This window comes from Bacillus sp. FSL R9-9410 (assembly GCF_038050385.1).
Lineage (GTDB): Bacteria > Bacillota > Bacilli > Bacillales > Bacillaceae_G > Bacillus_A > Bacillus_A cereus_U.
The window spans coordinates 1,713,061-1,736,518 of record NZ_JBBOTV010000001.1 but is presented as its reverse complement, the minus strand read 5'-3'; the positions used below and the strand labels follow the sequence as shown (position 1 = coordinate 1,736,518).

The window sequence follows — 23,458 nt, the reverse complement described above, 5'->3', positions numbered from 1 at the left end:
CTGTGCCTTACTCGGCTATTGTGTTACTGGGACTGGACTTACACCCGATCTCTGCGTTTTTAAATCAAAATATGCATCCAAAATTTCTTTACCAATTGCAGAATTAATACCTGATTTATCATTATTTACCCATGGCACAACAACAGAAAAAGCAACTTCCGGATCAGCATCATATGGCGCATACCCGGCGAGAGTTAAATTATAACATTTTTTTCGATAGTTGTTTTCATCTCTTCCAATATCACTTTCTCCACCGTACACTGTTTCTGCTGTTCCTGTTTTTCCAGCCGGTTTATAAGGTAATCCTTTAAAAGTTCCAGTACCTGTCCCATCAACCTCCTGGAAAACTCTTCTAAATCCTTCTTTCACATGATTTATATAGGACAGATCCATATCCACTCGATTTAACACGACTGGTTCCATCGAGTGAATGACTTTTCCGACTTCCTCTGGTCTATTTGGTTGCTCTCTAATTTCTTGTACAATTTGTGGTTTCATTCGGTAACCACCATTTGCAATCGTTGACATATATTGCGCAAGTTGCAGCGGCGTATATGTATCATATTGTCCAATCGCATAATCAAGTAAAAAACCAGGTATATTATCAGTTCTACCCATTTGACCAATCGATTCATTTGGCAGGTCAATACCAGTTGGTACACCTAAACCAAATTGTCTAAAGTAATAGCGCATTTTATTAAACGCTTCTTGTTTAATATCTAGCGGATTATTTGGTACATAATCAATCCCCGCAATCTTTAACGCCGTATTAAACATGTAGACATTGGATGAAACTTGTAAAGCTCTTAAATCATCAATATCTCCAAAGTCTTTCCACGATTTCTTCGGCTTCGAACTTCCTTTAAAGTACATTGGTGCATCGAAAAAATGCGTATATGGCTTAATCGCTTCTGTTTGATATCCACTTAACAACGTAGCTCCTTTCACCGTCGATCCTAACTCATAAGAGCTTATCATCGTTCCTAATGCATAGTCTTCTATTTGCATTCCGCCGTCTTTATTTACAATTTTTTTTCCTGCTAATGATAGAATTTGACCATTTTTCGGATTCATCATAACGACGAATGCACGATCCATCATCGGTTCAGAAGAATGAAATGCCCTTAAATTCCTTTCAAGACTTTCCTCCACTTTCTTCTGTAAATCCATATCAACTGTTAACATTAAATTATTTCCACTTTTTCCCTTTGTCACTTTTTCAGTTCGAATAATATTTCCAGCTTTATCCGTAATATTTTTAGACTGTTCTTTCGTTCCATGTAACATATCTTCGTATTGTTTTTCGATGTAACTCTTACCAATACGATCATTTCTGTTATAATCTCGTACTAAATAATAGTCTAATTGCTCCCTTGGTAATCCCTCATTCTCAGTAGAAACACTACCAAGTACAGAACGTAGTATTTTATCATTTGGATATTCTCGCTCCCAATCCACAGTCGTATCTACGCCTGGCAAGATCGATAATCTTTCACTCACTACTGCATATTCATTTTGACTTACATCTTTTTTGACGATTTGTGGCGTCATTTTATATCCCGCATTCATTTTGCTTTTAATTGCTAGTACTTCTATATCCTCTTTCGAAAGCTCGTTTAATTCTTCTTGTGTAATTCTTTCTCGTCTCAACTCTTCTACTTTCTTATCTAAGTCTTTCCCTTCTATTTCCTGCTTCCTAAATTTACTCTCATCTTCTTTCGTTACTTTTGTTGCTGCGCGTTTTTCATTTAACTGCATCCAAAAATCTTTTTTATCTGTCTCTGTTAACTTGTCCATATCTTCTTGCGGCATTTCAATTAGCTTTGCTAAATTTCTTGCCACTATTAAAACCTCTTTTGAGTCCACTCCTTTCATCTTCGTATATGTAACAGTTCGTAACGGTTTATTATTTACAATAACTTTCCCTTCCCGGTCAAACATCTTCCCTCTCGGAACTGGAGTACTCACCGTTACATCTTCCTTTTTATTCACTTCATTTCGATACGTTTCTCCGTCAATGATTTGTACTTTACCTAATTGAATAATAATAGCTGAAAATAAAAGAAAAACGATAAAAAATAGTACATTTAACCGAAACGGAATATGAGTCTTTTTCTTTTTCGACTGTTTCTGCTTCTCCTTCTTCTGTCTCATTTTGCTCCCTCGCTTCATTCTATTAACATTTCTACGCAAAAATCATTATGTATTAAATTTATTTATATGCTATATATAGAATTTTATATTAATTACAAAAGAAATAAAAGATTTAATTTTCAGTTTTTGTATTTTACACCCTATTTATTACCATTCCCCTTGATAAGCAATAACATGAATATAATTCATACAAAAAAACTGAGGTGGACATCATTCACCTCAGTTTCTTTACGAAAACAAAAACTTATTTAATCGAAGCTAACCCTTTGGCAAATTCGCCAATCTTGTTTTGAAAAACAAAATCAAAATTATATTCTTGTCCCGTTAATTCTGCATTTACTAAAATTGTTGTTGCGCCTACTTCCCTCTTTGCGATTTCCGGGAATGAAGCGACAGGCTGTACTTTGAGTGACGTTCCCATTACGATAAGCACATCTGTTTCATATAAACGTTTAATCGCATTTTGGTATTGCGGCAGTGTATCTCCGTATAAAACAACATCTGGATTTAGTATAAAATTACATTTTTCACAACGCGGCACTTCATGATCGATCATATAGTGTAAATCATACCCCGTTTTACACTTCGGACAATGCGCTGTTTGAAGTGTTCCATGTAAATCAATTACATGTTTACTACCACCTACTTGATGCAAACCATCAATATTTTGCGTTAAAATCGTTATGTCTTTTCCTTGTTCTTCTAGCTCCGCTAAAAAGCGATGCCCATGATTCGGTTTATATTGATGAAACGTATTAATTTGAAAGATTTCTTTATAATGCTTCCAAAACTCTTTCGGATTTCTATTATAATAGCCTCTCGACAAATACATCTCTACATTCGCATCAGCATATAATCCATTTGCTGAACGAAAATCTGGGATACCACTTTCCGTGCTTGCACCAGCACCTGTTAACACTGTAATTTTCTTTGCTTTTTCTAATATCGAACGTACTTCCTCATATTGCACAAAAATCACCTCTATGTATATTCCTATACTTATTATACCAGTTGTTTACAGTAGGTGTTGTACAATTCATTTTACTTACTTCATTGCATGAATTAACCTCCAACTTTTTTGGGTGTAATTAAAGTTTCAAAGATAACTACTGTTCCATTAAAATAAAGTTATCATTTAGAAAGCAGCCAGAAGGCTGCTTTTCTTCATCGATGGGCTTAGATAGTTATGGACTACTGGGAACCCCTTAAGTTATACTTGTATAATATCAAAAATTAATAAGGGGTAATATTAACATTATGAAAGAAAAAAACGAACTTGTTCAAAGTATTCCTCAAACAGGATTTTTTGGGCATCCAAAAGGATTATTCTCTTTATTCTTCACTGAGTTTTGGGAAAGGTTTTCTCATTACGGAATGAGAGCTATTTTACTGTATTATATGTACTATTCGGTCGCAAAAGGTGGATTAGGAATTGATCAATCTACCGCAACCTCGATAATGGCAATTTACGGTTCCTTACTGTTCATGTCTAGTATTATCGGTGGATGGATATCGGATCGTTTATTTGGTCCAAGTAAAACCGTATTCTTTGGTGGCGTTTTAATTATGATTGGCCATCTTATTTTAGCTTTACCGGGTAGTAAAAGTGCGTTATTTATCTCTATGGTCTTCTTAGTTCTAGGAACAGGGTTGTTAAAGCCTAACATATCGAACATCGTAGGAAGTTTATACAGTGAAACAGATGCGCGTCGCGACTCAGGGTTCAGTATATTCTACATGGGTATTAACTTAGGTGCCTTACTTGCACCTTTAGTTGTCGGAACATTAGGTCAGCAATATAATTTCCACCTTGGTTTTGGAGTTGCGGCAATTGGTATGGCAATTGGGTTAGGGGTATTTGTTGGAACAAAACAGAAAAACCTTGGTCTAGTCGGTACGCAAGTACCTAATCCATTATCAGATTCGGAAAGAAAAAAGACTATTAAGTATTTCAGTGTTGGTCTGGTTGTATTAACATTGCTAGGTGTGGTTACAATTCCAACTGGGTTGTTAACTATAAATCGTTTTACATTCCTGATTAGTATCTTAGGGATTGTTATTCCAGCCTATTATTTCATTTATATGTATCGTAGTCCTAAAACAACAAAATTAGAGCAATCTCGTCTTCTTGCGTATATACCACTCTTTATTGCAGCTACAATATTTTGGTCTATACAAGAACAAGGTGCTATTATCTTAGCGACATACGCGGATCAACGAACTCAATTACAGTTCAATGGAATTACATTGCATTCCGCTTGGTTCCAATCATTAAGTCCAATCTTTATCGTAACGCTTGCCCCGATTTTTGCATGGGTTTGGATAAAGTTAGGAAAGAAGCAGCCTTCAACGGCAAAAAAATTCGCTATTGGATTGCTATTTGCAGGTTTATCATTCTTAGTTATGATTATTCCGGCTTTAATCAACGGTACTCACTCTTTAGTGAATCCTATGTGGTTAGTCCTTAGCTTCTTTTTAATTGTAATTGGAGAAGTTTGTTTATCTCCTTCAGGGTTATCAATAACGACGAAGCTGGCTCCAGCTGCTTTCTCTTCGCAAACCATGAGCTTATGGTTCTTATCAACTGCGTCTGCGCAAGCAATAAATGCCCAAGTTGTTAAACTGTATAATCCTGCAACAGAAGCAATTTACTTTGGTGTTATTGGTGCTATCTCCATTTTAGTTAGCATCCTGCTGTTTACATTATCACCAAAAATCCAAAATTTCATGAAGGGACTTCAATAACGGTCTCTTATTGAAATGAACAAATACAAGTTTCTAAGTGAAGAGTAGCCAAACGGGTTACTCTTTTTTGTAAAAGTTAGATAAATATTGCATTCTTACCGTACTTATATTTAAATTTATCAGTTTTGAAAAATCATAGTACAATTAACAATTCTGATGATTATCTCTTACCCAGTTATACTTTACTAATGGCAAAAATTCACTCTGTTTGTTTTACATAAAAATGGTGTGATATTTTTTATCACACCATTTTAAAATCATTATTTTGTATGTCTTTGAGTTTATCAGAACTTAACTTTTTATCCATTCCTATAGACGAAAATTCTACATCATTAAGAAACTATTTAAAAATTTTCCTTTTATTTGGAACAATTCCATATTTGTTAGAATACTCCCATTGCAACCTTTCCCTTTATATTCTATACTGCATCTTCAATTACAAAATACAAACACACAAAGAGGGCTGCATCAGCCCTCTTTAATTAACATGCTTTTTACTTAATGCGTCGCACCCCCGCATTCAACAATATCTACTTCCACTTCCATCGTTACCTCAATTGCCAATTCTATTCCTTTACTAATCGTAGAAAGTGACATACTCGGTTGACCTGGATAATTGCTCGCTTGCTCTGGTAAGAACGGAATATGAACAAATCCACCTTTTATTTTCTTATCATGTTTCTCTAGTTCGTGCATGAGACCATAGAATAAATGATTACAAACGAATGTACCTGCCGTTTGTGAAACGGATGACGGTATACCTTCTTCACGAAGTTTTTTCACGATTGCTTTCATCGGAAGTGTAGACCAATACGCAATAGGTCCTTCTTCTACAACCGGCATATCTACCGGCTGATTTCCTTCATTATCAGCAATTCTTGCGTCATCAATATTAATTGCTACACGCTCTATCGTAATATCTGGTCTGCCCCCAGCTTGTCCAATACATATAATAATTTCAGGTGACAACTCTTCTATATACTCTTTTAATACTCTTATTGATTTATGAAATACGGTTGGAACTTGTTTACTAATAATCTTGTACTCTCCGATGGTTTTTTCATGTAAACTTTTTGCGACTTCCCAAGCTGGGTTGATGCTTTCTCCGCCGAACGGATCAAATCCTGTTACTAATACTGTTTTCATAGTTTCACTCTCCTCATTAGAAACGATATACAAGGCCGTACATTATAAACATATTTATAATGAAAATGGACAGAGCAATTGGTACTTGCGCCTTAATGACAGCATTCTTATCTTTCAATTCTAAAAGCATCGCAGGTACGATATTAAAGTTTGCCGCCATTGGAGTAAGCAGCGTTCCGCAATATCCAGCAAACATACCGAGTGCTGCCATAATAGCTGGATTCCCTCCGTGCATTTGCACGATTAGAGGTAAGCCAATTCCGCCAGTGATTACTGCAAACGCGGCGAATGCATTCCCCATTACGACTGTAAATAGCATCATTCCTAAACAATACGCCATAACAGCAACGAATGGATACTCTGTCGGTAACACTTGTCCGACTAAATCAGAAACAACTTGTCCAACGCCAGACTTCGCGAAAATACCGCCAAGTGCTGCTAACATTTGTGGTAAAATAACTGCCCAACCAACAGCTTGTAATAACCTACTTCCTTCTTGAACAGGCGTTGTTATTTTCGCTTTTGTAATACGCATCGCCGCAACGAATGCGAGTAATGCTCCTAACGCTAATGCAACTAATGTTACTTTATCTGGATCAACAAGTGCGACATTTCCCCATTTTATTTTTCCTAACGTTAATGTACCTATGATTGTAAAGATTGGTATTAATATTGCAGGCATGAAAATTTTATTCTTTAATTTCTCAGCATGTTTCACACGTTCTTGCACTGGTACTTCTTTTTCCTCTGATTTTGTTACTTTATTTAATGAAGCTAACACGACCATAGCGAGCACAATACAGCCTACATAAAACGAAGGTATTACATTTCCGAATATGAATGTAACTGCAAACAATGCCCAAAATAAGCTAGAACCGAATCGGTTTGGATGTTCACGATCAAATGCAATACGAACAGCGATAAATGCAACGATTATTCCTAATACATAATAAATTGTATCCATTGTTATGATGTTCATCTTATATAGCCTCCTTCTCTTGTTTTTCTTCTGCCTTCATTGTTTTCTCTATATACTTATCAAACCTTCTAAACCTAATCCAGCTCACAATAAGTGCAGATATCGCAGTTGGAATACCCCAAAGCGCCATATCCCATACACCGACATGCATACCTACTGAATCGAAGAACCCTTTCATTAATAGAATGGCACCAGTTGCGATGAAAATATCCTCTCCGAAAAACCAAGCTGTGTTTTCCGCAGCTGCTGCATTTGCTTTAATCTTTTCTCTCAATTTTTCAGGAAGTTTACCATATTTCCCTTGCGCAGCTCCTTCTGCCATTGGCGCAACTAGCGGTCTCACTGTTTGCGCATGCCCACCAATATTCAGTCCAAGTGCTGCCGATGATTCTCTTATCGTAAAATATGACATTAATACTCTTCCAGTTGTTGCTCCTTTTGATTTCGTTATAAGTGCTTCTGCTCTTTCTTTTAAACCATAACGCTCTAAAATTCCGATTACCGGTAAAGTTAATATGATCGGCATAGACATATATCTATTTTCTATGAAAAATTTGCCGAACATGCTGATCACATCATAAAAGCTTAAACCAGAAACCATACCAGTAACAATACCCGCAACCATTACTACTAACAGTGTATTTAATCTAAATAAAAACCCAACTGCAACAAGTAGTATCCCAATTAATTTAATCATTTCCAGCACTTCCCCTCATTTATTATTTCGGTGCACTTATAGAAACACCGTTAAGTTCGAATGTTCTGTATATTTTTTTCGCAAATTGTACTGCTTTCTCTCCGTCCCCGTGTAAACATATCGTTTGCGCCTGAACTGCTACTTTCTCTCCATTAACCGATTCTACATACCCTTCTTTCACCATTTGAAGTACTTGTTTTATTGCTTCATCTTCATTTTTTATAAGAGCATTTTCTTCTGTACGGCTCGTTAAAGTTCCATCCTGCTTATACGTGCGATCAGCAAAAGCCTCTTGTACGAGAATTATATTATATTTTTCTGTTGCCTTTATAAATGCCTCACTATTCGCTAATCCGTAAAGTAATAACCCAGGGTTAATATGATAAATTGCCTTTGCGATTGCATCCGCAATTTCCGAATCAGTTGCCGCCATATTATATAAGGCACCGTGCGGTTTTACATGTTGCATTTTCCCTCCGGCAGCTCTAACAAATCCTTCTAATGCGCCAATTTGATATAAAACATAATCGTATACTTCACTTGCTGAAACGTGCATGTTCCTTCTCCCAAATCCAATTAAATCAGGAAATCCAGGATGTGCCCCTATTGCTACGTTATGCCCCAGAGCTTTTTCAACCGTTTGCCTCATAACGACCGGATCACCCGCATGAAAACCACAAGCAACGTTTATAGAGGAAACGAACGGCAGAATTTCATCATCATTCCCCATTTTATAAGCTCCAAAACTTTCTCCTAAATCACAGTTTAAATCGATTGTAGTCACGATGTTTTCCTCCTAATCTCAGCTTCGTAAAGCGATGAATTTCTTTAATAGACTCATACTTGTTTCCTGTTCTATATATAATTGTGCAGCTTCTTCCATAGTTATTTTTTCAAAAGTTACATAGTCTCCTGGTTTCAGCTGCGCTAGAAGAGGTAAATCTACGGAAATTACATTTCCGATTCTCGGATAACCACCTGTCGTTTGTCTATCCGCCATTAATATAATAGGCTGTCCACCATTCGGTACTTGAATTGTTCCGAATGTAACTGGGCTCGATAAAATTTCTATCTCTTCAACTCTATTTAAAACATCTCCGTCAAGCCTATATCCCATGCGATCAGCATAATTGGACACTTTATACTCTTTCGAAAAAAACGACTTTATACTTTCTTCTGTAAATTGATCATATTCAAAGTCTGTTATGACGCGAAGAATAGGCTGCTTCTTATATTTTGGTAAAGTATTGTTACAAATTGCCCACTTCGTTTTTATACGCTCTTCTTCTTGTAAATTTTGAATGAAACGACTTGCAATGTCTGCCCCTGTACCAATTTGAAAATAATCTCCTTTTTTCAGCATTCTCCCTTCAATACCGCCAAGAGCAGCACGTATGTAAGTACTTTTACTTCCCATCGTACGATCAATATTTATACCACCCGCAAAAGTCACATATGCTCTGCAACCGCTTTTCGCTTTCCCGAGACAAAGCATGCTTCCTTCTTCAGCTAATATGGGACGCCATAATGGAATACGTTCTCCATTTAATAGTGGTTCCATATCCGCACCGCCAATCGCGAGCAAAGTCGTTTTCTTTATTAACAATTTAGGTCCCATTATTGTAATTTCGAGTCCAGCCTCATTCTCTTCATTGCCTACTAACATATTAATCATCCTGAGCGCATTTTTATCCATAGCCCCGCCAACAGGTACACCGTATTGTTGATAATGAGATCGTCCTAAATCTTGGACTGTTGTAAACATTCCTGCATGCAAAACCTCTACATCCATTCTTTAGCCCCCTCAAGCGATACGTACTCTTCCTTTGTTATTGGTATAAATCGTAAATACATACCACTTTGAATATATGTTGGTGTTTCTTCTTTTGGATTAAACAGAGAAATAGGTGTTCGGCCGATAATATTCCAGCCTCCTGGTGTTTCTAGCGGATAAATACCTGTTTGATTTCCGCCAATACCTACTGAACCAGGAGCAATTTGTAACCGCGGCGTTTCTTTTCTAGGTGTTTCTAGTTCTTTTCGTAACCCGCCTAAATATGGGAACCCTGGTGTAAAACCTAACATATACACGAAATATGTTGTTTCACTATGTATTCGAATAACATCTTCTACTTGTAAGCCTTGATAATGCGCAACCTCTTCTAAATCAGGTCCATATTCTCCCCCGTAACACACTGGTATAGAAATATGTTTCACATCTCGGTTCACTTCTTCTTTATATGAATCACACAGCTCCCTTATATACTGGCAAACGTGATCATATGGTCTTTCACTTCTCTCATTTCGCTTCCATACTTCGTACAAATTGTAGTAAACCGCTAATGAAGTAAACGACGGAACGCATTCAACCATTCCTGCAAATGGATGCCGCCTCAGTGCTTGAAATAATCGTTGTACTTTTTCGTATATATCCATCCCAATTTCTTCACCAAATGTAACAATAATTGCTTGATCCCCTAACGCAGAAAATTTCATCCCACTCCCTCTTTCTATGCCCAAAAGCCGAGTTCTTTCGAAATGCGGTATGCTGTTTCTTTCACTTTCGCAGTAAAATATGAAATGTTACTTTCGCTATACTCAATTGCTAATCCCGAAATACTAATGCCAGCTACAACTGTTCCATCACTTGCAAAAATTGGTGCTGCTATAGCCGCTGTATGATTTTCTAATTCAGAATAACTAATTGTGTACCCTTCTTTTTTCGCCATATGTAACACGTCTAACAAATGCTCCTTATTCACGATTGTTCCATCTGCAAACTGCTTTAAATCTGTTTCCTCTACGTACTTTCTTTTCTCTTCCTCAGAAAAATACGATAGTAAAATTCTCGGACATGCACCCGCATACAGCGGTGCTCTTCTTCCAACCGCCGTATAAACACGTACTGGCTGAGCTCCTTCCATCTTCTCAACATAAATTGCATCATTACCATCTTGAATAATTAAATTTACTGCTTGCCCTAAACTATCTCTAAGCTCTTTCATATAAGGAATCGCAATATTTCTTACGGATAACCTTTGTGAAACAAGTTGACCAAATCGTAAAAAAACGACTCCGAGACGATACTTTCCCTTTTCTGTTTTTTGTAAAAAGTCCATTTCTTCTAACGAGCCAATTAAACGATAAACAGATGTTTTCGGCATATTCGTAAGCTGAACCATCTCTGTTAAACTTAGCTCCTCATGCTCATAAAACAACTCCAAAATATCCATTGTCTTAACTGCCGTTTTATTTATACTCATCCTATCTCCTTCTTGTTCCGAATTTCGGAACTTGAATTCCGTTTTTCGAAACAAACCTATAATTTAAAATTATAAAATATTCTTTCAATTCTATCAATATATTTTTCGCAAACATAATCCGATATATTTTGTCCGCTATTAAAAAACGCAAATAATTAAGTGATTTATATTAAATGAAGGGCTCTTGGATGATTGACAGCACTTTAACACGTGAAGAACGAACTATAAGTGAATGTAGAGTGATTCGCTTCCTGACAGTGAATATAAAATTAACTTTAGAAATCACGACGGTTCAATTTCCAAAGTTCACATTGCTACAAAACTATTAGAATAAAAGTTACAATAAAAAAGTATGGAAGTTTAGATTTGAAATAAAGTTTGATCAACTTACATTAATAACACTTATATAAAAGAAAATACAAAGAGCATGTTTTGATCAAAACATGCTCTCCTCATAGTTATTCAAAGTATTCTTTTTTTTAACATGATTGATTGTTCCTTCATTCAACTAACAAGTCTATTAGTTACATATTACTTATTTTTCAAAATCGTTCTTTTAGCTTTTTTAATAATTCTACTAGTTGATTTTATGTCAGTATCCTTTGCCCATTCTTCACACAGGTTCATTACCCAATCCGGTTTAGTTTTACTTGCATCATTTAACCAGTTTCCAACCGAATCTTGTACATATTTTGATGGATCTAATTTAAGTAAATTAAGAATGGGAAGTGCTTTTTCAGGTTCTTGTTTTAATATTTCAATATGTTTACTCCATACACCTCGAGGACGAATAGATTCTACAGAGAACCTGCGAATATTCTCATCTTCACTTTTTGCCCATTCTACTAACAATTCCACACTTTCTTCTATATTTTGTGAAAGATTTTCTCTAATAGACATCCAAGCAATTTCTCGAACACCAAAATGATGATCCGCTGCAAAAGGTCGAATGTACGTTAATGTATCTTTTAATGTGTTATTTGATTTTTTATTCATAAACGCTGCCCAACATCTTACACTATCTGAAATATGATTAGATAATTTTAACAGTACGTCTTCCTTGTTTCTTTCATTCTCTTTGAGTATAATTTCATCCAATAAAGTTCCTGTTATTCGTATGACTTTCATTCCTGTTTCAACGTTCTGTTTTTCTAATTCAACTACTATACATTCCAAACTATTCTTGAGTCCTATTGAAGGTAAGACATTTTTAAGTAGTTCAATATGATTTATAGCTAGCCATTCTGTTAGATTAACACTTTCTAATTTCCCTTGTTGTAGTAATTGTAAGACCTCTTTAGGAATTTCGTTTACTTTCTTGGCTCCTTTTCTGTTTAAGATACCTTCTGCTTTTGTTACTATCATTTTATTCCCTCCTCGCAATACTATTTTCAAATAAACAGAGGCCATTTTGAAAAATAATAATCAAAATGGCCTCTGTCCTTCTTAGATGAACATTCAGTTTTACAAAAAAAATTGATTCAAACGCACTTGGATTTCTTTAATCAAAAAGAATAAAATGGTGCAACTTTTTTATAAACAATACGACTTTATTTCAAATCCAGAGGAAGAATATCTCTCCCATACTTGCTTTATAACGCTCTTACTTGTTTCAACGGCCAGAAAACAGCTTGTCCTTTTCCGACAATTTCATCTTCTGAAATAAATCCAAACATACGACCGTCTTTAGATACTTCACGATTATCTCCTAAAACAAATACTTGGCCTTCTGGCACTTTCGTTTTCCCTGTGATTTGTTCTAACGTAAAATCAGGAGTTAGTACACGACCAGACGCCTTTTCTTTAAATTCTTTTAAATACGGTTCTTCCATCGCTTTTCCGTTTACATATAAAACATCATCTTTATACTCAACTGTATCACCTGGTAAACCAATTACTCGTTTTACTAAATCGTATCCTTCTTTTCCGTGGAAGACGATAACGTCAAAACGGTCTAATCCGCTTATACTATAGCCAATCTTATTAACGAGAACTCGCTCATTATTTTCTAAAGTTGGCATCATCGACTCACCTTGTACTAATGACGGCGTAAATAGCACCCCGCGAACGATAAAGGCAATCGCAAGTGTAATACCTATCGTTTTAATCCATGAGATCAATTCTTTCTTCGTATTTGTCTTCATCATTTCTCCTCTTTCTTACATACTTACTTTATTATTTCAACTAACTCTTGTACTAACTTTAGGTCAATTTCAGAAAAACATGACTTACCTTCTCTAACCGCTGTACCGACATGAGCTTGAGAAATTCCAGTTTCATCTAGCAATTGCTTTACATTCTCTTTCGTTACTCCACTTCCGACAACAAGCTGTATATTCCCTTCACTTTCCTTCTGCATCTCTCGAAGCACCGGAATATTATCTACTACATTTCCTTGTCCGCCTGAAGTTAACACGTGAGTAACTTTATTAAATTTCTTCAAAACTTTCATCGCTTCTACTGGATTTTCTGTATCATCTATCGCACGGTGATACGTTACATTTATTCCATCTACAACAGATAATAAATCTGCTAATTTCTCTTCATCAACTTCATTTTGTTCATTTAATACACCTAATACAACGCCTGCTGCACCTAACTTCTGTGCAACGATAATATCTTCCTTCATCATTTCAATTTCTTCTTCCGTATATGTAAAAGACTTTGCATGCGGACGAATCATAACATGAACTGATATTTGTACTGCTTCTACTGCTTTTTTTATAAAAGCATAACTCGGTGTTAAACCACCTTCTGTATATGATGAAATGAGTTCAATTCGATTTCCACCAGCCTTTTCAATTCGCTTCACATCTTCTAAACAAGTTGCAATAACCTCTAGCATGAGATGACCTCTTTTCGTACTTTTTTCTTATTATACAGTAGGTGAAATAAGAAACATAGCATTCCACTATAAAACTATAAAAAGAAGAATGAAAAGAAAGATTTATTGAATTTGCATAATATGTAAAAACTGTTATATATCCCTGCACTAGAAGAAATACATGCTATCATTCGAATTCGTATTAAAGAAGAAACCATTGAACTAGATGAGCCTTTTACTCCACAGGTGCTCCTACAAGTGATGAAGACGGTGAAACAACAATGATATAAGAAGTATACCTCGCACAAGGAGTAACAGATTTACGCAAATCAATTGATGGACTTGCGGATATTGTAAAAGAAGGATTTGAATTAACCCCTTCTCTTCTTGTTTATTTATTTGAAAAGCTCCCAAATATCATTTTAAACAATACAGTGGAAATCGATAAACTTGTGCCATGGTCACCGGATTTATCGTCTAGATGCAAAGTACCAAAAAAAGTGAAACAAACAAAAAATCAACTCTAAAATCAACCTTTATTGTATATTTTGGAGTTACTTGCCGTTTATAATTAAAGTTTAATCAAAAATATTAAATGAAATTGAATTTGTACATAACTTGTTTAGAATTGTATCATAACTTAGAATCGAACAATCTATATAGGCTTTAGTCCCTTTTACATGATTTTTGCACCTAAACTACTACATATACATACCCTTGTAAGGAAAAGGATGTGTATCAATGAACCATTATCTATATGTTCCGTGTCCCCCAGCAATTTATCCATATTTCCCCCACCACCATAAACATAGAAATTATTACCCTATAAACTTACATTACTCCTCTCCACCTTGCTTTAACTATCATTGCTATACTAACCCGATTTATTCCAACGATAAAATTAGCTATGATTTTGACGCAAACTATTTTCGTTCCAAGCGGATACCCGGTGACGTTATTTTATGGAAACGCTCAGGTAGTGGTAGTTATTGGAAATTAACTAATCAAGGTAATAATACTGTATCTCTTCAAAATCTGGGAAATAGCAGGTTTAAAGGTTGGTATCTTGATATCGATGGTAATACAGGTAAATCCATTTTATCGGAGCGTCTATTTAGTGGTTGTTATTGGAAATTAACTAATCACGGTAATAATACTGTATCTCTTCAAAACCTAGGGAATAGTAGTTTTAAAGGTTGGTATCTTGACATTGATGGTAATACAGGAAAAGTTATTTTATGGGAACGTTTAGGTAGTGGTGGCTATTGGAAGTTAACTGACCAAGGTAATCATACTGTAATCCTTCAAAACCTGGGAAATAGCAGTTTTAAAGATTGGTACCTTGATATTGATGCTACTCCAGCGGAGAACATAGCAGAACGAGCTATACTAATATGTATTAGTGGAAGAGCAGGAGCTGGAAAAGGAGGAATATCTAACTTACGAGAAAAATTAGTGCGTGAGTTAGGACCTCTAGGAGTTAAACCTGCTAATATAATTCGCGCACGGTGGAATTACTCCCAAGATGACGATCCTTTCGGTGCTCCCTCGATAAAAGAGCTTTTAAAAGAAATTGAGATGAGGAATACAAAACCAAGCTACCTCGCTATAATTGGCCATAGTTATGGTGGTTGGGCTGCTTGTAAGTTATCAAGAGTAACAAGCAGAGTACCTGACTTTGTTGGACTTATAGATGCTGTTTTTGGATCTACTAATACATTTACTAATGGAGATATACCTCGCGGAAATTTTATTAAAAACTGGTATCAGAATAATAGTATTTTGGGTGGCGAGCCTTGTACAGGAATTGGAAAAACACCTTGTACTTCTGCAAATAATGGTATTTCATGTGGATACAACAATATTCCTGGTGTTCATGAAAATATAAATGAACATTTTTTAAAAGACTCAGACGGGAATAGAAAAAGAGTATCTTGTATTGGTGGACGTGTTCATCTCCTCACATCACATACAAATATTGATGATGACGAATGGATACATCGTCAAATTCGCGATCAGATTTATACTGATTTAAGTAGAATTATCTAGTCTAATTAGAAGCCTTTTACATTATCGTCATCAGGAAAAGGGTGCAAAAAAAATGAACTATTATGTGTATAATCCATGCTATCCATTTATTTGTTCATATCAAACAACCCATCATATATATAGGAATTATTACCCTGCAAACTTATATTATACCTATCCAACTCACTTTGATTATCGTTGTTATACTAACCTGCTTCATTCTAACAATGAAATCGACTGTGGTTTTGATGCAAGCTATTTTCATTCCGAGCGTCTAGCCGGTGAAGTTATTTTATGGAAACGCTTAGGTAGTGGTGGTTATTGGAAATTAACTAATCACGGTAATAATACTGTATCTCTTCAAAACCTGGGGAATAGCAGGTTTAAAGGTTGGTATCTTGATATCGATGGTAATACAGGTAAATCCATTTTATCGGAGCGTCTATTTAGTGGTTGTTATTGGAAATTAACTAATCAAGGTAATAATACTGTATCTCTTCAAAACCTAGGGAATAGTAGTTTTAAAGGTTGGTATCTTGACATTGATGGTAATACAGGAAAAGTTATTTTATCGGAGCGTCTATTTAGTGGTTGTTATTGGAAATTAACTGACCAAGGTAATCATACTGTAATCCTTCAAAACCTGGGGAATAGCAGTTTTAAAGATTGGTATCTTGATATTGATGGATCTATTATCGAACCACCAATTGAACAAGAACATAAATTTCTAAAGAAATTCTCCAATATCCCTTTACCCCCTCCATATGTAGGTTTCTTTGTAAGTGGAGAAGTGTGGACTGATGATATTAAAATAAAGGTAACATATTTGGGCGTAGAAGTTGGAGGTGCAGAGGTAAAGAAATTAGCTCCAAATGCATTAGAAGTAAAATTTAAGGAGGGAAACAAATTAAATAAACTTGTTTTTGTTCGAGAAGATAAGTCTTTAATAGCAAGAGGAGAAATAAGAGTTTCGGGTCATGTGATTGGCAAATTTCCGAACACCATTATTGCTTCCTGGTAAATAATTCATTCTATAAATGAAAAAATATTCTATTAGAAAATTATGCATTTTTTCTAAATCAACTTAAATATCTTAGTTCATAATCACAATCATTCGATGTAAACCATGGTGAAAAAACTACATTTCTTTTCAATAACTAAACTGCTCCAATTATTTATCAAGAGATGAAATTCTCAAATATGAAGACTGTGTCATCAATTCACTTAATGAAAAGAAAATTTGTGAATAAAAATGTGAGGACTGCTACCAAGTAAGTAGCAGTTTTTTAGTGTAGTTACGTAAACAAACATATCAACAATTCGACATGAAATGTCGATTTTGACATAAGAAAAGGTTGTTCCAAAAGGTCTTTTTAACGCTCTTTTGGAACAACCCCTATATTTATCGTTTCCCAAAAAACTACGACCGAAACGCCGCATCCGCCAGCATAGACAATGTTGCATCATCCATCGGCGGATTGTGTAGTCCTGCTCTGACGTTTAAATAATAGCGATGAAGCGGATTTTTTTCTGATAAACTTTTCGCTCCTACGATACGCATTGCTTTATCTACAATAGATATTGCCGCGTTCGTTACAACATATTTCGCAGCTGCTAGTTCGGCTTGCAATGATAATTTATCTTCTGCCTCATCGTATTTTTTCGCAATTTGATATAAAAAGATGCGAGCTTGCATAAGCTCAAGTTCTAATTCTCCAACTAATCTTCTAACATTCGGTAATAAACTAATAGAATGATTTAAACTGTTTGGCTTGTATGATCCCGCAAACTGAACTGCATAATTTCTTGCTGATTGTGCAATCCCTAAATAACATGCTGGTATATGTAGCAACCAGCCAATACCCTTTTGTTTCACTTTCCCGCCCAATACATCCGTAAAAAAGCGGTTCTCTATCTCTACATTTTGTAAAACGAGATCATGGCTCGCAGTTCCTCGCATTGCGATACTATCCCACGTTTCTTCAATTGATACGCCTATCGTATTCTTTGGAATGACAAACTCTCCGATTGCTTCCTGGCCTTCAATACTTGCTGAAATGATAAAATAATCAAGTACTGGCGCCATTGTCGTAAACGTTTTTCTTCCATTTATAATCCACTTCTCACCTTTTTTGACAGCTAACGTCTCTGGTTTCCCGCCGCGCGTAGGACTACCTGTATTCGGTTCTGTTGCAGCTCGATTAAAAAGCGCACCATTACGCACTTCTTCACAAAACCAAGTGAACATTTCCTCATTCCAAGAGCGATTTTCAGCTAATTCCTTTACAATACCAAGGTGCCATCCAATTGATAATGCGGTAGCACCGCAGCCTTCTGCTATTTTCTCTTGAAATAAAACGAAGTCATATAAAGAAATCGCATTGCCTCCCGATTCTTTTGGCAACGTTAATTTCGTATATCCGATATCTTTCAAATTATTAATATTTTCATACGGAAATGATCCTAATTCACTTAGTTGATGCTCCCTTTCCATGAACTTCGGAATCAATTTATTTATTTTCTCAATAACTAAAGATTGTTCTTCTGTTTCAACAAATGAGAGTGCCATACATAATCTCCTTTATGTTCGATTCATAAACCGTTCATTTTGTCATTATGATTATATGAAGTTACTTCTCTATTGTTTCACTATTCCGATAAAAATACAATGCTTTTGAACAATAAGAAAAGTTCCTATATGAAAGGATAGGTTCTTTTCTTATATTAATCCCCTTTCAATGCCTTTAATGGCAAAGAGGTTACATATCCAATATACGAGCATAATTCTTTAAAAAAGAAAGGGATTTCTGTATCTAACGTTTTATACGCTGACGTTGGAGTTGGTGATGCATACGCTTCAATTTTAAGATGTTTTGCAATTTTCATCGCACGTTTCATATGAAGTGGATCACTCACGATCGTATATGTGCGTATTCCGTTCTCTATTCCAACTTGCTTTGCATTCTTTAAATTGTCCTCTGTGAAAAGAGATTTTGTTTCAATTAGAATATCCTCTTCTTTTACACCATGTTTCAGTGCATACACTCTAGCAGTACGCGCTTCCTCAAGCTCTGCCTCAAACTTTGTACCACCTGTGAAAATAATCTTTTTAATATTACCGTTCTTATATAAAGAAATTGCATGATTAATTCTTTCTTTAAATACAGGAGATGGTTTTCCATTCCATGAAGCTGCTCCCAGCACGATACCAGCATCTGTCTTCACATCATCATCTGTTTTAAAGCGATAACTCCAAATATCGTAAGCTGCATAACTTACATATAAAATAATAGAACAAATCATAAGCAAGAATACTTGCAAGATTCTTCTTTTCTTACTTTTCTTATTTTCTTTCATTTATAGCTGCCTCCGTACATCATCCATACTTCTATATAAAAACGTATATATCAAATCATTTTGTTTGAATTTTTTTAAAAGAAGGAATTTTTCTTGTTATATATGTATTAAAGGGTTTTCATTTAAAATTGAGGATTATCAATTCATTTTTCGTTTGCGGTTTTCATTACGTTTTTGTAATTCATAAGTTTATTACCATACAACTACATTGTAACGAATTTTTTATCATAATGGAATGATGAAACAAAAGTTAATAAAAGAAGTAATCATTTTGTAAGAAAAAAGGTATATTTTTCATCTTGACGATCAATACACCTTTCTTAATATGAATTATCGTTTTTCTTTATACGACTCTAATTTTTCTAATAACCGTTCTTTTACAGCTGGCCATTCACTTGCAATAACACTGTATACAACTGCATCTCTAACATGTCCACTCGGCAATTTTCTTTCGTTTCTAAGTACCCCCTCTTTTACTGCGCCGAGTCTTTCAATTGCTCTTTGTGCTTTTTCATTTCGTGCATCCGTCTTTATTTGTACTCTCCGCATATGCAATTTTTCAAAAGCATATTGTAATAACATATACTTACATTCTGTATTCATACTCGTACGTTGCACACTCGGGTCATACCACGTTTGCCCTAATTCCACAGTCTTATCTTCAACTGAAATGTTATATAAGCGTGTACTCCCTACTATTTCATTCGTCTTTTCATCAACAACGACAAATGGCAAATCCTTCCCTGCCCCATAAGCTTTTATCGCCTTTTGAACATATTGCTGCATATCTTGAACAGTATCCATTTTAAAGATTAAATACGCCCAAATATCTCGATTTCCTTCCACGATTGAAAACATTTTTTCGACATCATTGCTATCCATTAACCGTAACTTTGCTCTTTCGTGAATAATTTCCATTTGTAAGCCCCCTTTGTTGTAACTATACTACATTCTATTATCGTTATATAAAAAATAAAATTATATTTATATTAAGAAATACGATATATATTTAAAATAAAAAGTGCGATGCCTTTATTCAAGCATCGCACTCATAAATTGAATTGAAATTTACTTTTTTTCCATTACTGCAAAATAATTATTTTCGCTATCTGCAAAATTAAATATTCTACCTGAAGGCATATTTACAATTTCTCCGACTGTAACATTTTTATTTACTAAATCGCTATATAAACGATCGAATTCTTTTGAGAAGAACATTAAGGAAGGTGTACCAAGATTTAACTCAGGCTGCATTTTAGCAATTAACTCCTTACTATGGAGAATAATACTTGTTTCAGCTTCTTTAGTTGGAGCAATTTCAATCCATCGCATTCCTTGACCGTTATCTTCCTCTGAAATTACAATAAATCCTACTTTTTCTGTCCAGAATTCCTTCACTTCATCTTGGTTATTCACATACAACATAATTTGACCAACATTATTAATCATTTATTTTAACGCTCCTTTATAAACAATTTTTATTAAACTCCATACACTTACACCTAATTATCACCGAAAATAAAGTTGCGGTACAAAAATCTATTTCAGCGACTCTAATCGCTCATTCAAACGATCCCAAGTTTCGGTGATACCTTGTAGCATGCCCATGTCCATAACACTCTTAAGTGCCTCTTTGTTAACATATTCAGCACGGTTTATTAGCTTTGTCTTTCCACCTAAATCGATGAATTCCAATGTCATCTCCGTTGACGGCATAGAATCATTTACATTGCCTTCAGCATCTGAAAAGTAATCAGTATAGACGATTTTCTCTGACTCAATAATCTCTTTATAGACTGCTTTTCCCCATGATTCCATACCAAAAAATTGCTCCAGGTTCTGATTGACACACTTCATACAGTAGTGCCAAACGCCTCCCGGACGGAAGTCGACAGTGCATGCCGTAATTTCCCAACCTCTTGGTCCCCACCAATGTTTCAAATGCTCTGGTTCTTTAAACATACTGAATACTAAATCGCGCGGCGCATCGAAAACGCGCTCCAGTACTAATACCCGATCGTTCTCCACTCTTGATACCATTGTATTGTTTGACATATTAATTCCTCCTTAAATATGAACTAATTTTATGACTTTTCCTTGTTTTGCAATTCCTTCAAATACTCATCTAAATTATCGAATCTCTCTTCCATCACACGCTTAAATGACTGTACCCAGCAATCAAGTGCTTGGAAAGGCTCAGGTCGGAGCTTGTAAATCCGGCGATTAGCTTCAGCCTGCACTTCCACAATCCCTGTATCGCTTAACACTTTTAAGTGTTTCGAAGTTTGTGGTTGCCTTAATCCTAGATGGTCGGCAATTTCCCCAACGGTTAAGGGACCGTCACGCAAGAGTTCAACAATGTTCATACGATTCGGTTCAGATAAAGCGCTCAACGTCGTCATATTCACGCCCGGAATTTTTCCCGACATATCACTCACCTCGTAAAGTGATGGTCTCCGGTTATAACACATCAATATCATCACTAATATTATCTTCTTGTTGAATTGATTATATCCAAACGGGAATATTCCTGTCAAGGAATATTCCAAAACTAAATTGATACCAAGTGTAGCTCTTACTTTGAAATACAAATGAATTAAAAACATTTCATAAACCTATGTTTTACGATAAATTGATCCTTTAACCAGTGGGTTTTGGAACAATTTCCGCGAGGACTTTATTTTTATTTGGTGCAAGAAAGCTTTAACACTTTTAATACTATTTTACGCTACAGTATTTTTTGTCATCTTTTTATTTGATAGTTTAGGTGTTTTATTGGTAGGTTCTTTCTATTCCTAATATTTAATCATGTGAAAAAGCCTATTTTGATCGTATGATTCAAAATAGGCTTTTTCTATTACTTCCCATAATCATCCACAATCACTTGAATCACACGATACGATTCTTCGGCTACTTTTTCATTACTATCCCTATTCGCATCGTATGTAATTAACGCCTTCCAAAGCGCCCATCCTCTCGCCCTATTCCACGTTTCTTCATCCATACGTAACGCTTCTTTAAATACCTTTCTACTATTCTTATGAAAAAATGTCCATGCCATCGCTGCATCACAAGCAGGGTCTCCTACTCCTAAAATACCAAAATCAATTACGGCACAAAGCTTTCCATCTTTAACAAGTAAGTTACCCGGTGCAACATCTCCATGAACCCAAACTGGTTTATGGTCCCATGTTGACCTAATTGCTAAATTCCAAAGATGCTTTAATAATGTCTCATCAAAAACACCCTTATTATTTTCAATGGCCACTCTCGCTTCTTCATCGTATACAGATATAAGCCCGCCTCGGTAAAAATTATGTTCTCCAGCTATTGGCCCGTTACTCGCATCAATTGATTGTAATTCTATTAAAAATGCTCCTAAGTCTGCCGCAAATTCATCTAAGTCACGAACATTTTCTTTCGTAACGGTCTCCCCATCTATCCACTTATTAATAGACCAAGGCCATAGATATTCTTCAGAGGGATTCCCTTTCGCAATTGGTGCAGAAATTTGTAAAGAAATTCCCTTATTTAATATAGGTAGCCAAATGTTTTCTTTCTCTACTTGCGGTGCATATGCTACATCACTTGGTAATCTGACACTCATCTGATCTCCTAAGTGGAACGTTCTATTATCGTGCCCGCTAAGCTTTACAGGTTTCACTTCTAAATGTGCCCATTCTGGAAACTGTGCCCCTATTAACCTTTTAACTAAATTAGTATGAATTTGATTCATTCCCTTACCCCCCTTCTCTTTTGAAACTTACTAAGTCCATCTGTACTCCCAACATATTCAAAACCATTTTTCTTATAAAAATCATTCAACGTAAGATTATGCCCAACACAATCTAGTTTCAAAAACTTTTTATCATGTTGTACATTCTCTTCTACCCACTGTAAAATCCATTCTCCGATTCCATTCCCTTTATACTCCCTTTTCACCGCAAATCTATGAATATATAACGAATTAGAAACTTCCTCTTTACCAAAAATACGTTCATCCCATTCATTTTGTTTAGGAGATACTGTAACGGTACCGACAATTTCATCTTTTTTCGTAACCACATATGTATATTTTTCTCTTATACCTTCTAATATTTCAGCCGTAGCTTCTCCACCTAACAGATACTGCCATTGATCCACTTCTTTATGTTGTAGCCACTCTGCTACTTCTTTTAATAGAGTAATAATGCTATCGCTTTCCTCTTCAGTAGCAATTCGAATTGTATATTCTTTTGTTATTGTATTGCTCTCCATATTTTCGT

General features: G+C 35.4%; 23 protein-coding genes and 1 pseudogene. 4 read left to right on the top strand and 20 right to left on the bottom strand.

Annotation, left to right across the window (positions count from 1 at the left end; genetic code table 11):
• Positions 1–15 precede the first annotated feature (15 nt).
• Entirely contained in the window at positions 16–2,172 is a 2,157-nt protein-coding gene (locus tag MKX77_RS09130) for a peptidoglycan D,D-transpeptidase FtsI family protein (RefSeq protein ID WP_341306390.1), read from the bottom strand.
• 226 nt (positions 2,173–2,398) lie between these two features.
• Positions 2,399–3,124: an NAD-dependent protein deacylase gene (locus tag MKX77_RS09125; protein ID WP_341306389.1), complete on the bottom strand. Its 726-nt coding sequence runs from the start codon at positions 3,122–3,124 to the stop codon at positions 2,399–2,401.
• A gap of 287 nt (positions 3,125–3,411) precedes the next feature.
• On the opposite strand from MKX77_RS09125, the gene MKX77_RS09120 reads away from it, so the two are divergent.
• Positions 3,412–4,899 carry a peptide MFS transporter gene (locus MKX77_RS09120; protein WP_341306388.1) on the top strand — a complete coding sequence of 496 codons (1,488 nt, stop codon included), beginning with the start codon at positions 3,412–3,414 and terminating at the stop codon, positions 4,897–4,899.
• Positions 4,900–5,397: 498 nt separating this feature from the next.
• Here the strand turns inward: MKX77_RS09120 and pcp are convergent, their stop codons facing one another.
• The 10 genes from pcp to MKX77_RS09070 form a co-directional block, all read right to left on the bottom strand.
• A complete protein-coding gene (gene pcp, locus MKX77_RS09115; protein WP_341306387.1) occupies positions 5,398–6,045 on the bottom strand; it encodes a pyroglutamyl-peptidase I in 648 nt (215 codons plus the stop codon).
• A gap of 16 nt (positions 6,046–6,061) precedes the next feature.
• The gene (locus tag MKX77_RS09110; RefSeq protein WP_002165514.1) at positions 6,062–7,024 is read right to left on the bottom strand and encodes a DUF979 domain-containing protein; all 963 of its coding nucleotides are present in this window, start codon (positions 7,022–7,024) and stop codon (positions 6,062–6,064) included.
• Position 7,025: 1 nt separating this feature from the next.
• Positions 7,026–7,721: a DUF969 domain-containing protein gene (locus MKX77_RS09105; protein WP_000593391.1), complete on the bottom strand. Its 696-nt coding sequence runs from the start codon at positions 7,719–7,721 to the stop codon at positions 7,026–7,028.
• Between the two features lie 22 nt (positions 7,722–7,743).
• Complete coding sequence (gene pxpA / locus MKX77_RS09100; protein ID WP_341306386.1) at positions 7,744–8,505, bottom strand: 5-oxoprolinase subunit PxpA; 762 nt, start codon at positions 8,503–8,505, stop codon at positions 7,744–7,746.
• A gap of 18 nt (positions 8,506–8,523) precedes the next feature.
• A complete protein-coding gene (locus tag MKX77_RS09095) occupies positions 8,524–9,513 on the bottom strand; it encodes a 5-oxoprolinase subunit C family protein (protein ID WP_341306385.1) in 990 nt (329 codons plus the stop codon).
• The gene (gene pxpB / locus MKX77_RS09090) at positions 9,504–10,217 is read right to left on the bottom strand and encodes a 5-oxoprolinase subunit PxpB (RefSeq protein WP_215553515.1); all 714 of its coding nucleotides are present in this window, start codon (positions 10,215–10,217) and stop codon (positions 9,504–9,506) included. The genes MKX77_RS09095 and pxpB overlap by 10 nt, the downstream gene beginning before the upstream one ends.
• Positions 10,218–10,231: 14 nt before the next feature.
• Complete coding sequence (locus MKX77_RS09085; protein WP_215553516.1) at positions 10,232–10,984, bottom strand: IclR family transcriptional regulator; 753 nt, start codon at positions 10,982–10,984, stop codon at positions 10,232–10,234.
• Between the two features lie 531 nt (positions 10,985–11,515).
• Entirely contained in the window at positions 11,516–12,349 is an 834-nt protein-coding gene (locus MKX77_RS09080) for a DNA alkylation repair protein (protein ID WP_341306384.1), read from the bottom strand.
• A gap of 227 nt (positions 12,350–12,576) precedes the next feature.
• Positions 12,577–13,128 carry a signal peptidase I gene (gene lepB, locus MKX77_RS09075; RefSeq protein WP_002084707.1) on the bottom strand — a complete coding sequence of 184 codons (552 nt, stop codon included), beginning with the start codon at positions 13,126–13,128 and terminating at the stop codon, positions 12,577–12,579.
• A gap of 23 nt (positions 13,129–13,151) precedes the next feature.
• Positions 13,152–13,829, bottom strand: a complete 678-nt coding sequence (locus MKX77_RS09070) for a copper homeostasis protein CutC (RefSeq protein ID WP_341306383.1) — start codon at positions 13,827–13,829, stop codon at positions 13,152–13,154.
• A 281-nt stretch (positions 13,830–14,110) separates the two neighbouring features.
• Here MKX77_RS09070 and MKX77_RS30640 point away from each other — a divergent pair.
• The 3 genes and pseudogenes from MKX77_RS30640 to MKX77_RS09060 all read left to right on the top strand — a co-directional run.
• Positions 14,111–14,335, top strand: a pseudogene (locus tag MKX77_RS30640) (hypothetical protein); the annotation flags it as partial.
• 214 nt (positions 14,336–14,549) lie between these two features.
• Positions 14,550–15,857, top strand: a complete 1,308-nt coding sequence (locus MKX77_RS09065; RefSeq protein ID WP_341306382.1) for a fascin domain-containing protein — start codon at positions 14,550–14,552, stop codon at positions 15,855–15,857.
• 52 nt (positions 15,858–15,909) lie between these two features.
• Positions 15,910–16,857, top strand: a complete 948-nt coding sequence (locus tag MKX77_RS09060; RefSeq protein WP_341306381.1) for a hypothetical protein — start codon at positions 15,910–15,912, stop codon at positions 16,855–16,857.
• A 399-nt stretch (positions 16,858–17,256) separates the two neighbouring features.
• Here MKX77_RS09060 and MKX77_RS09055 read toward each other — a convergent pair whose 3' ends face one another.
• From MKX77_RS09055 to MKX77_RS09020, 8 genes are all read right to left on the bottom strand, one after another.
• The gene (locus MKX77_RS09055; RefSeq protein ID WP_341306380.1) at positions 17,257–18,405 is read right to left on the bottom strand and encodes an acyl-CoA dehydrogenase family protein; all 1,149 of its coding nucleotides are present in this window, start codon (positions 18,403–18,405) and stop codon (positions 17,257–17,259) included.
• A 155-nt stretch (positions 18,406–18,560) separates the two neighbouring features.
• Entirely contained in the window at positions 18,561–19,193 is a 633-nt protein-coding gene (locus tag MKX77_RS09050; RefSeq protein WP_193646677.1) for a YdcF family protein, read from the bottom strand.
• A gap of 330 nt (positions 19,194–19,523) precedes the next feature.
• Positions 19,524–20,111, bottom strand: a complete 588-nt coding sequence (locus tag MKX77_RS09045; RefSeq protein ID WP_341306379.1) for a GNAT family N-acetyltransferase — start codon at positions 20,109–20,111, stop codon at positions 19,524–19,526.
• Positions 20,112–20,261: 150 nt separating this feature from the next.
• Complete coding sequence (locus MKX77_RS09040; RefSeq protein ID WP_341306378.1) at positions 20,262–20,642, bottom strand: VOC family protein; 381 nt, start codon at positions 20,640–20,642, stop codon at positions 20,262–20,264.
• Positions 20,643–20,732: 90 nt separating this feature from the next.
• On the bottom strand, positions 20,733–21,248 hold the full coding sequence (locus MKX77_RS09035) for an SRPBCC domain-containing protein (RefSeq protein ID WP_341306377.1): 516 nt from the start codon (positions 21,246–21,248) through the stop codon (positions 20,733–20,735).
• Positions 21,249–21,277: 29 nt separating this feature from the next.
• Complete coding sequence (locus MKX77_RS09030) at positions 21,278–21,622, bottom strand: ArsR/SmtB family transcription factor (protein ID WP_002137101.1); 345 nt, start codon at positions 21,620–21,622, stop codon at positions 21,278–21,280.
• A gap of 428 nt (positions 21,623–22,050) precedes the next feature.
• Entirely contained in the window at positions 22,051–22,929 is an 879-nt protein-coding gene (locus MKX77_RS09025; RefSeq protein WP_341306376.1) for an aminoglycoside phosphotransferase family protein, read from the bottom strand.
• A complete protein-coding gene (locus MKX77_RS09020; protein WP_341306375.1) occupies positions 22,926–23,450 on the bottom strand; it encodes a GNAT family N-acetyltransferase in 525 nt (174 codons plus the stop codon). Before MKX77_RS09020 ends, MKX77_RS09025 begins: the two co-directional genes overlap by 4 nt.
• Positions 23,451–23,458 lie beyond the last annotated feature (8 nt).

What these genes read in the sequence shown, in the direction of transcription:
- MKX77_RS09020 (WP_341306375.1), bottom strand. Translation starts at nt 23,450, where the DNA reads ATGGAGAGCAATACAATAACAAAAGAATATACAATTCGAATTGCTACT.
- MKX77_RS09095 (WP_341306385.1), bottom strand. Translation starts at nt 9,513, where the DNA reads ATGGATGTAGAGGTTTTGCATGCAGGAATGTTTACAACAGTCCAAGAT.
- MKX77_RS09050 (WP_193646677.1), bottom strand. Translation starts at nt 19,193, where the DNA reads ATGAAAGAAAATAAGAAAAGTAAGAAAAGAAGAATCTTGCAAGTATTC.
- pcp (WP_341306387.1), bottom strand. Translation starts at nt 6,045, where the DNA reads ATGAAAACAGTATTAGTAACAGGATTTGATCCGTTCGGCGGAGAAAGC.
- MKX77_RS09040 (WP_341306378.1), bottom strand. Translation starts at nt 20,642, where the DNA reads ATGATTAATAATGTTGGTCAAATTATGTTGTATGTGAATAACCAAGAT.
- MKX77_RS09035 (WP_341306377.1), bottom strand. Translation starts at nt 21,248, where the DNA reads ATGTCAAACAATACAATGGTATCAAGAGTGGAGAACGATCGGGTATTA.
- pxpB (WP_215553515.1), bottom strand. Translation starts at nt 10,217, where the DNA reads ATGAAATTTTCTGCGTTAGGGGATCAAGCAATTATTGTTACATTTGGT.
- MKX77_RS09065 (WP_341306382.1), top strand. Translation starts at nt 14,550, where the DNA reads ATGAACCATTATCTATATGTTCCGTGTCCCCCAGCAATTTATCCATAT.
- MKX77_RS09120 (WP_341306388.1), top strand. Translation starts at nt 3,412, where the DNA reads ATGAAAGAAAAAAACGAACTTGTTCAAAGTATTCCTCAAACAGGATTT.
- lepB (WP_002084707.1), bottom strand. Translation starts at nt 13,128, where the DNA reads ATGAAGACAAATACGAAGAAAGAATTGATCTCATGGATTAAAACGATA.
- MKX77_RS09055 (WP_341306380.1), bottom strand. Translation starts at nt 18,405, where the DNA reads ATGGCACTCTCATTTGTTGAAACAGAAGAACAATCTTTAGTTATTGAG.
- MKX77_RS09030 (WP_002137101.1), bottom strand. Translation starts at nt 21,622, where the DNA reads ATGTCGGGAAAAATTCCGGGCGTGAATATGACGACGTTGAGCGCTTTA.
- MKX77_RS09110 (WP_002165514.1), bottom strand. Translation starts at nt 7,024, where the DNA reads ATGAACATCATAACAATGGATACAATTTATTATGTATTAGGAATAATC.
- MKX77_RS09070 (WP_341306383.1), bottom strand. Translation starts at nt 13,829, where the DNA reads ATGCTAGAGGTTATTGCAACTTGTTTAGAAGATGTGAAGCGAATTGAA.
- MKX77_RS09025 (WP_341306376.1), bottom strand. Translation starts at nt 22,929, where the DNA reads ATGAATCAAATTCATACTAATTTAGTTAAAAGGTTAATAGGGGCACAG.
- MKX77_RS09080 (WP_341306384.1), bottom strand. Translation starts at nt 12,349, where the DNA reads ATGATAGTAACAAAAGCAGAAGGTATCTTAAACAGAAAAGGAGCCAAG.
- MKX77_RS09060 (WP_341306381.1), top strand. Translation starts at nt 15,910, where the DNA reads ATGAACTATTATGTGTATAATCCATGCTATCCATTTATTTGTTCATAT.
- MKX77_RS09085 (WP_215553516.1), bottom strand. Translation starts at nt 10,984, where the DNA reads ATGAGTATAAATAAAACGGCAGTTAAGACAATGGATATTTTGGAGTTG.
- MKX77_RS09105 (WP_000593391.1), bottom strand. Translation starts at nt 7,721, where the DNA reads ATGATTAAATTAATTGGGATACTACTTGTTGCAGTTGGGTTTTTATTT.
- MKX77_RS09045 (WP_341306379.1), bottom strand. Translation starts at nt 20,111, where the DNA reads ATGGAAATTATTCACGAAAGAGCAAAGTTACGGTTAATGGATAGCAAT.
- MKX77_RS09130 (WP_341306390.1), bottom strand. Translation starts at nt 2,172, where the DNA reads ATGAAGCGAGGGAGCAAAATGAGACAGAAGAAGGAGAAGCAGAAACAG.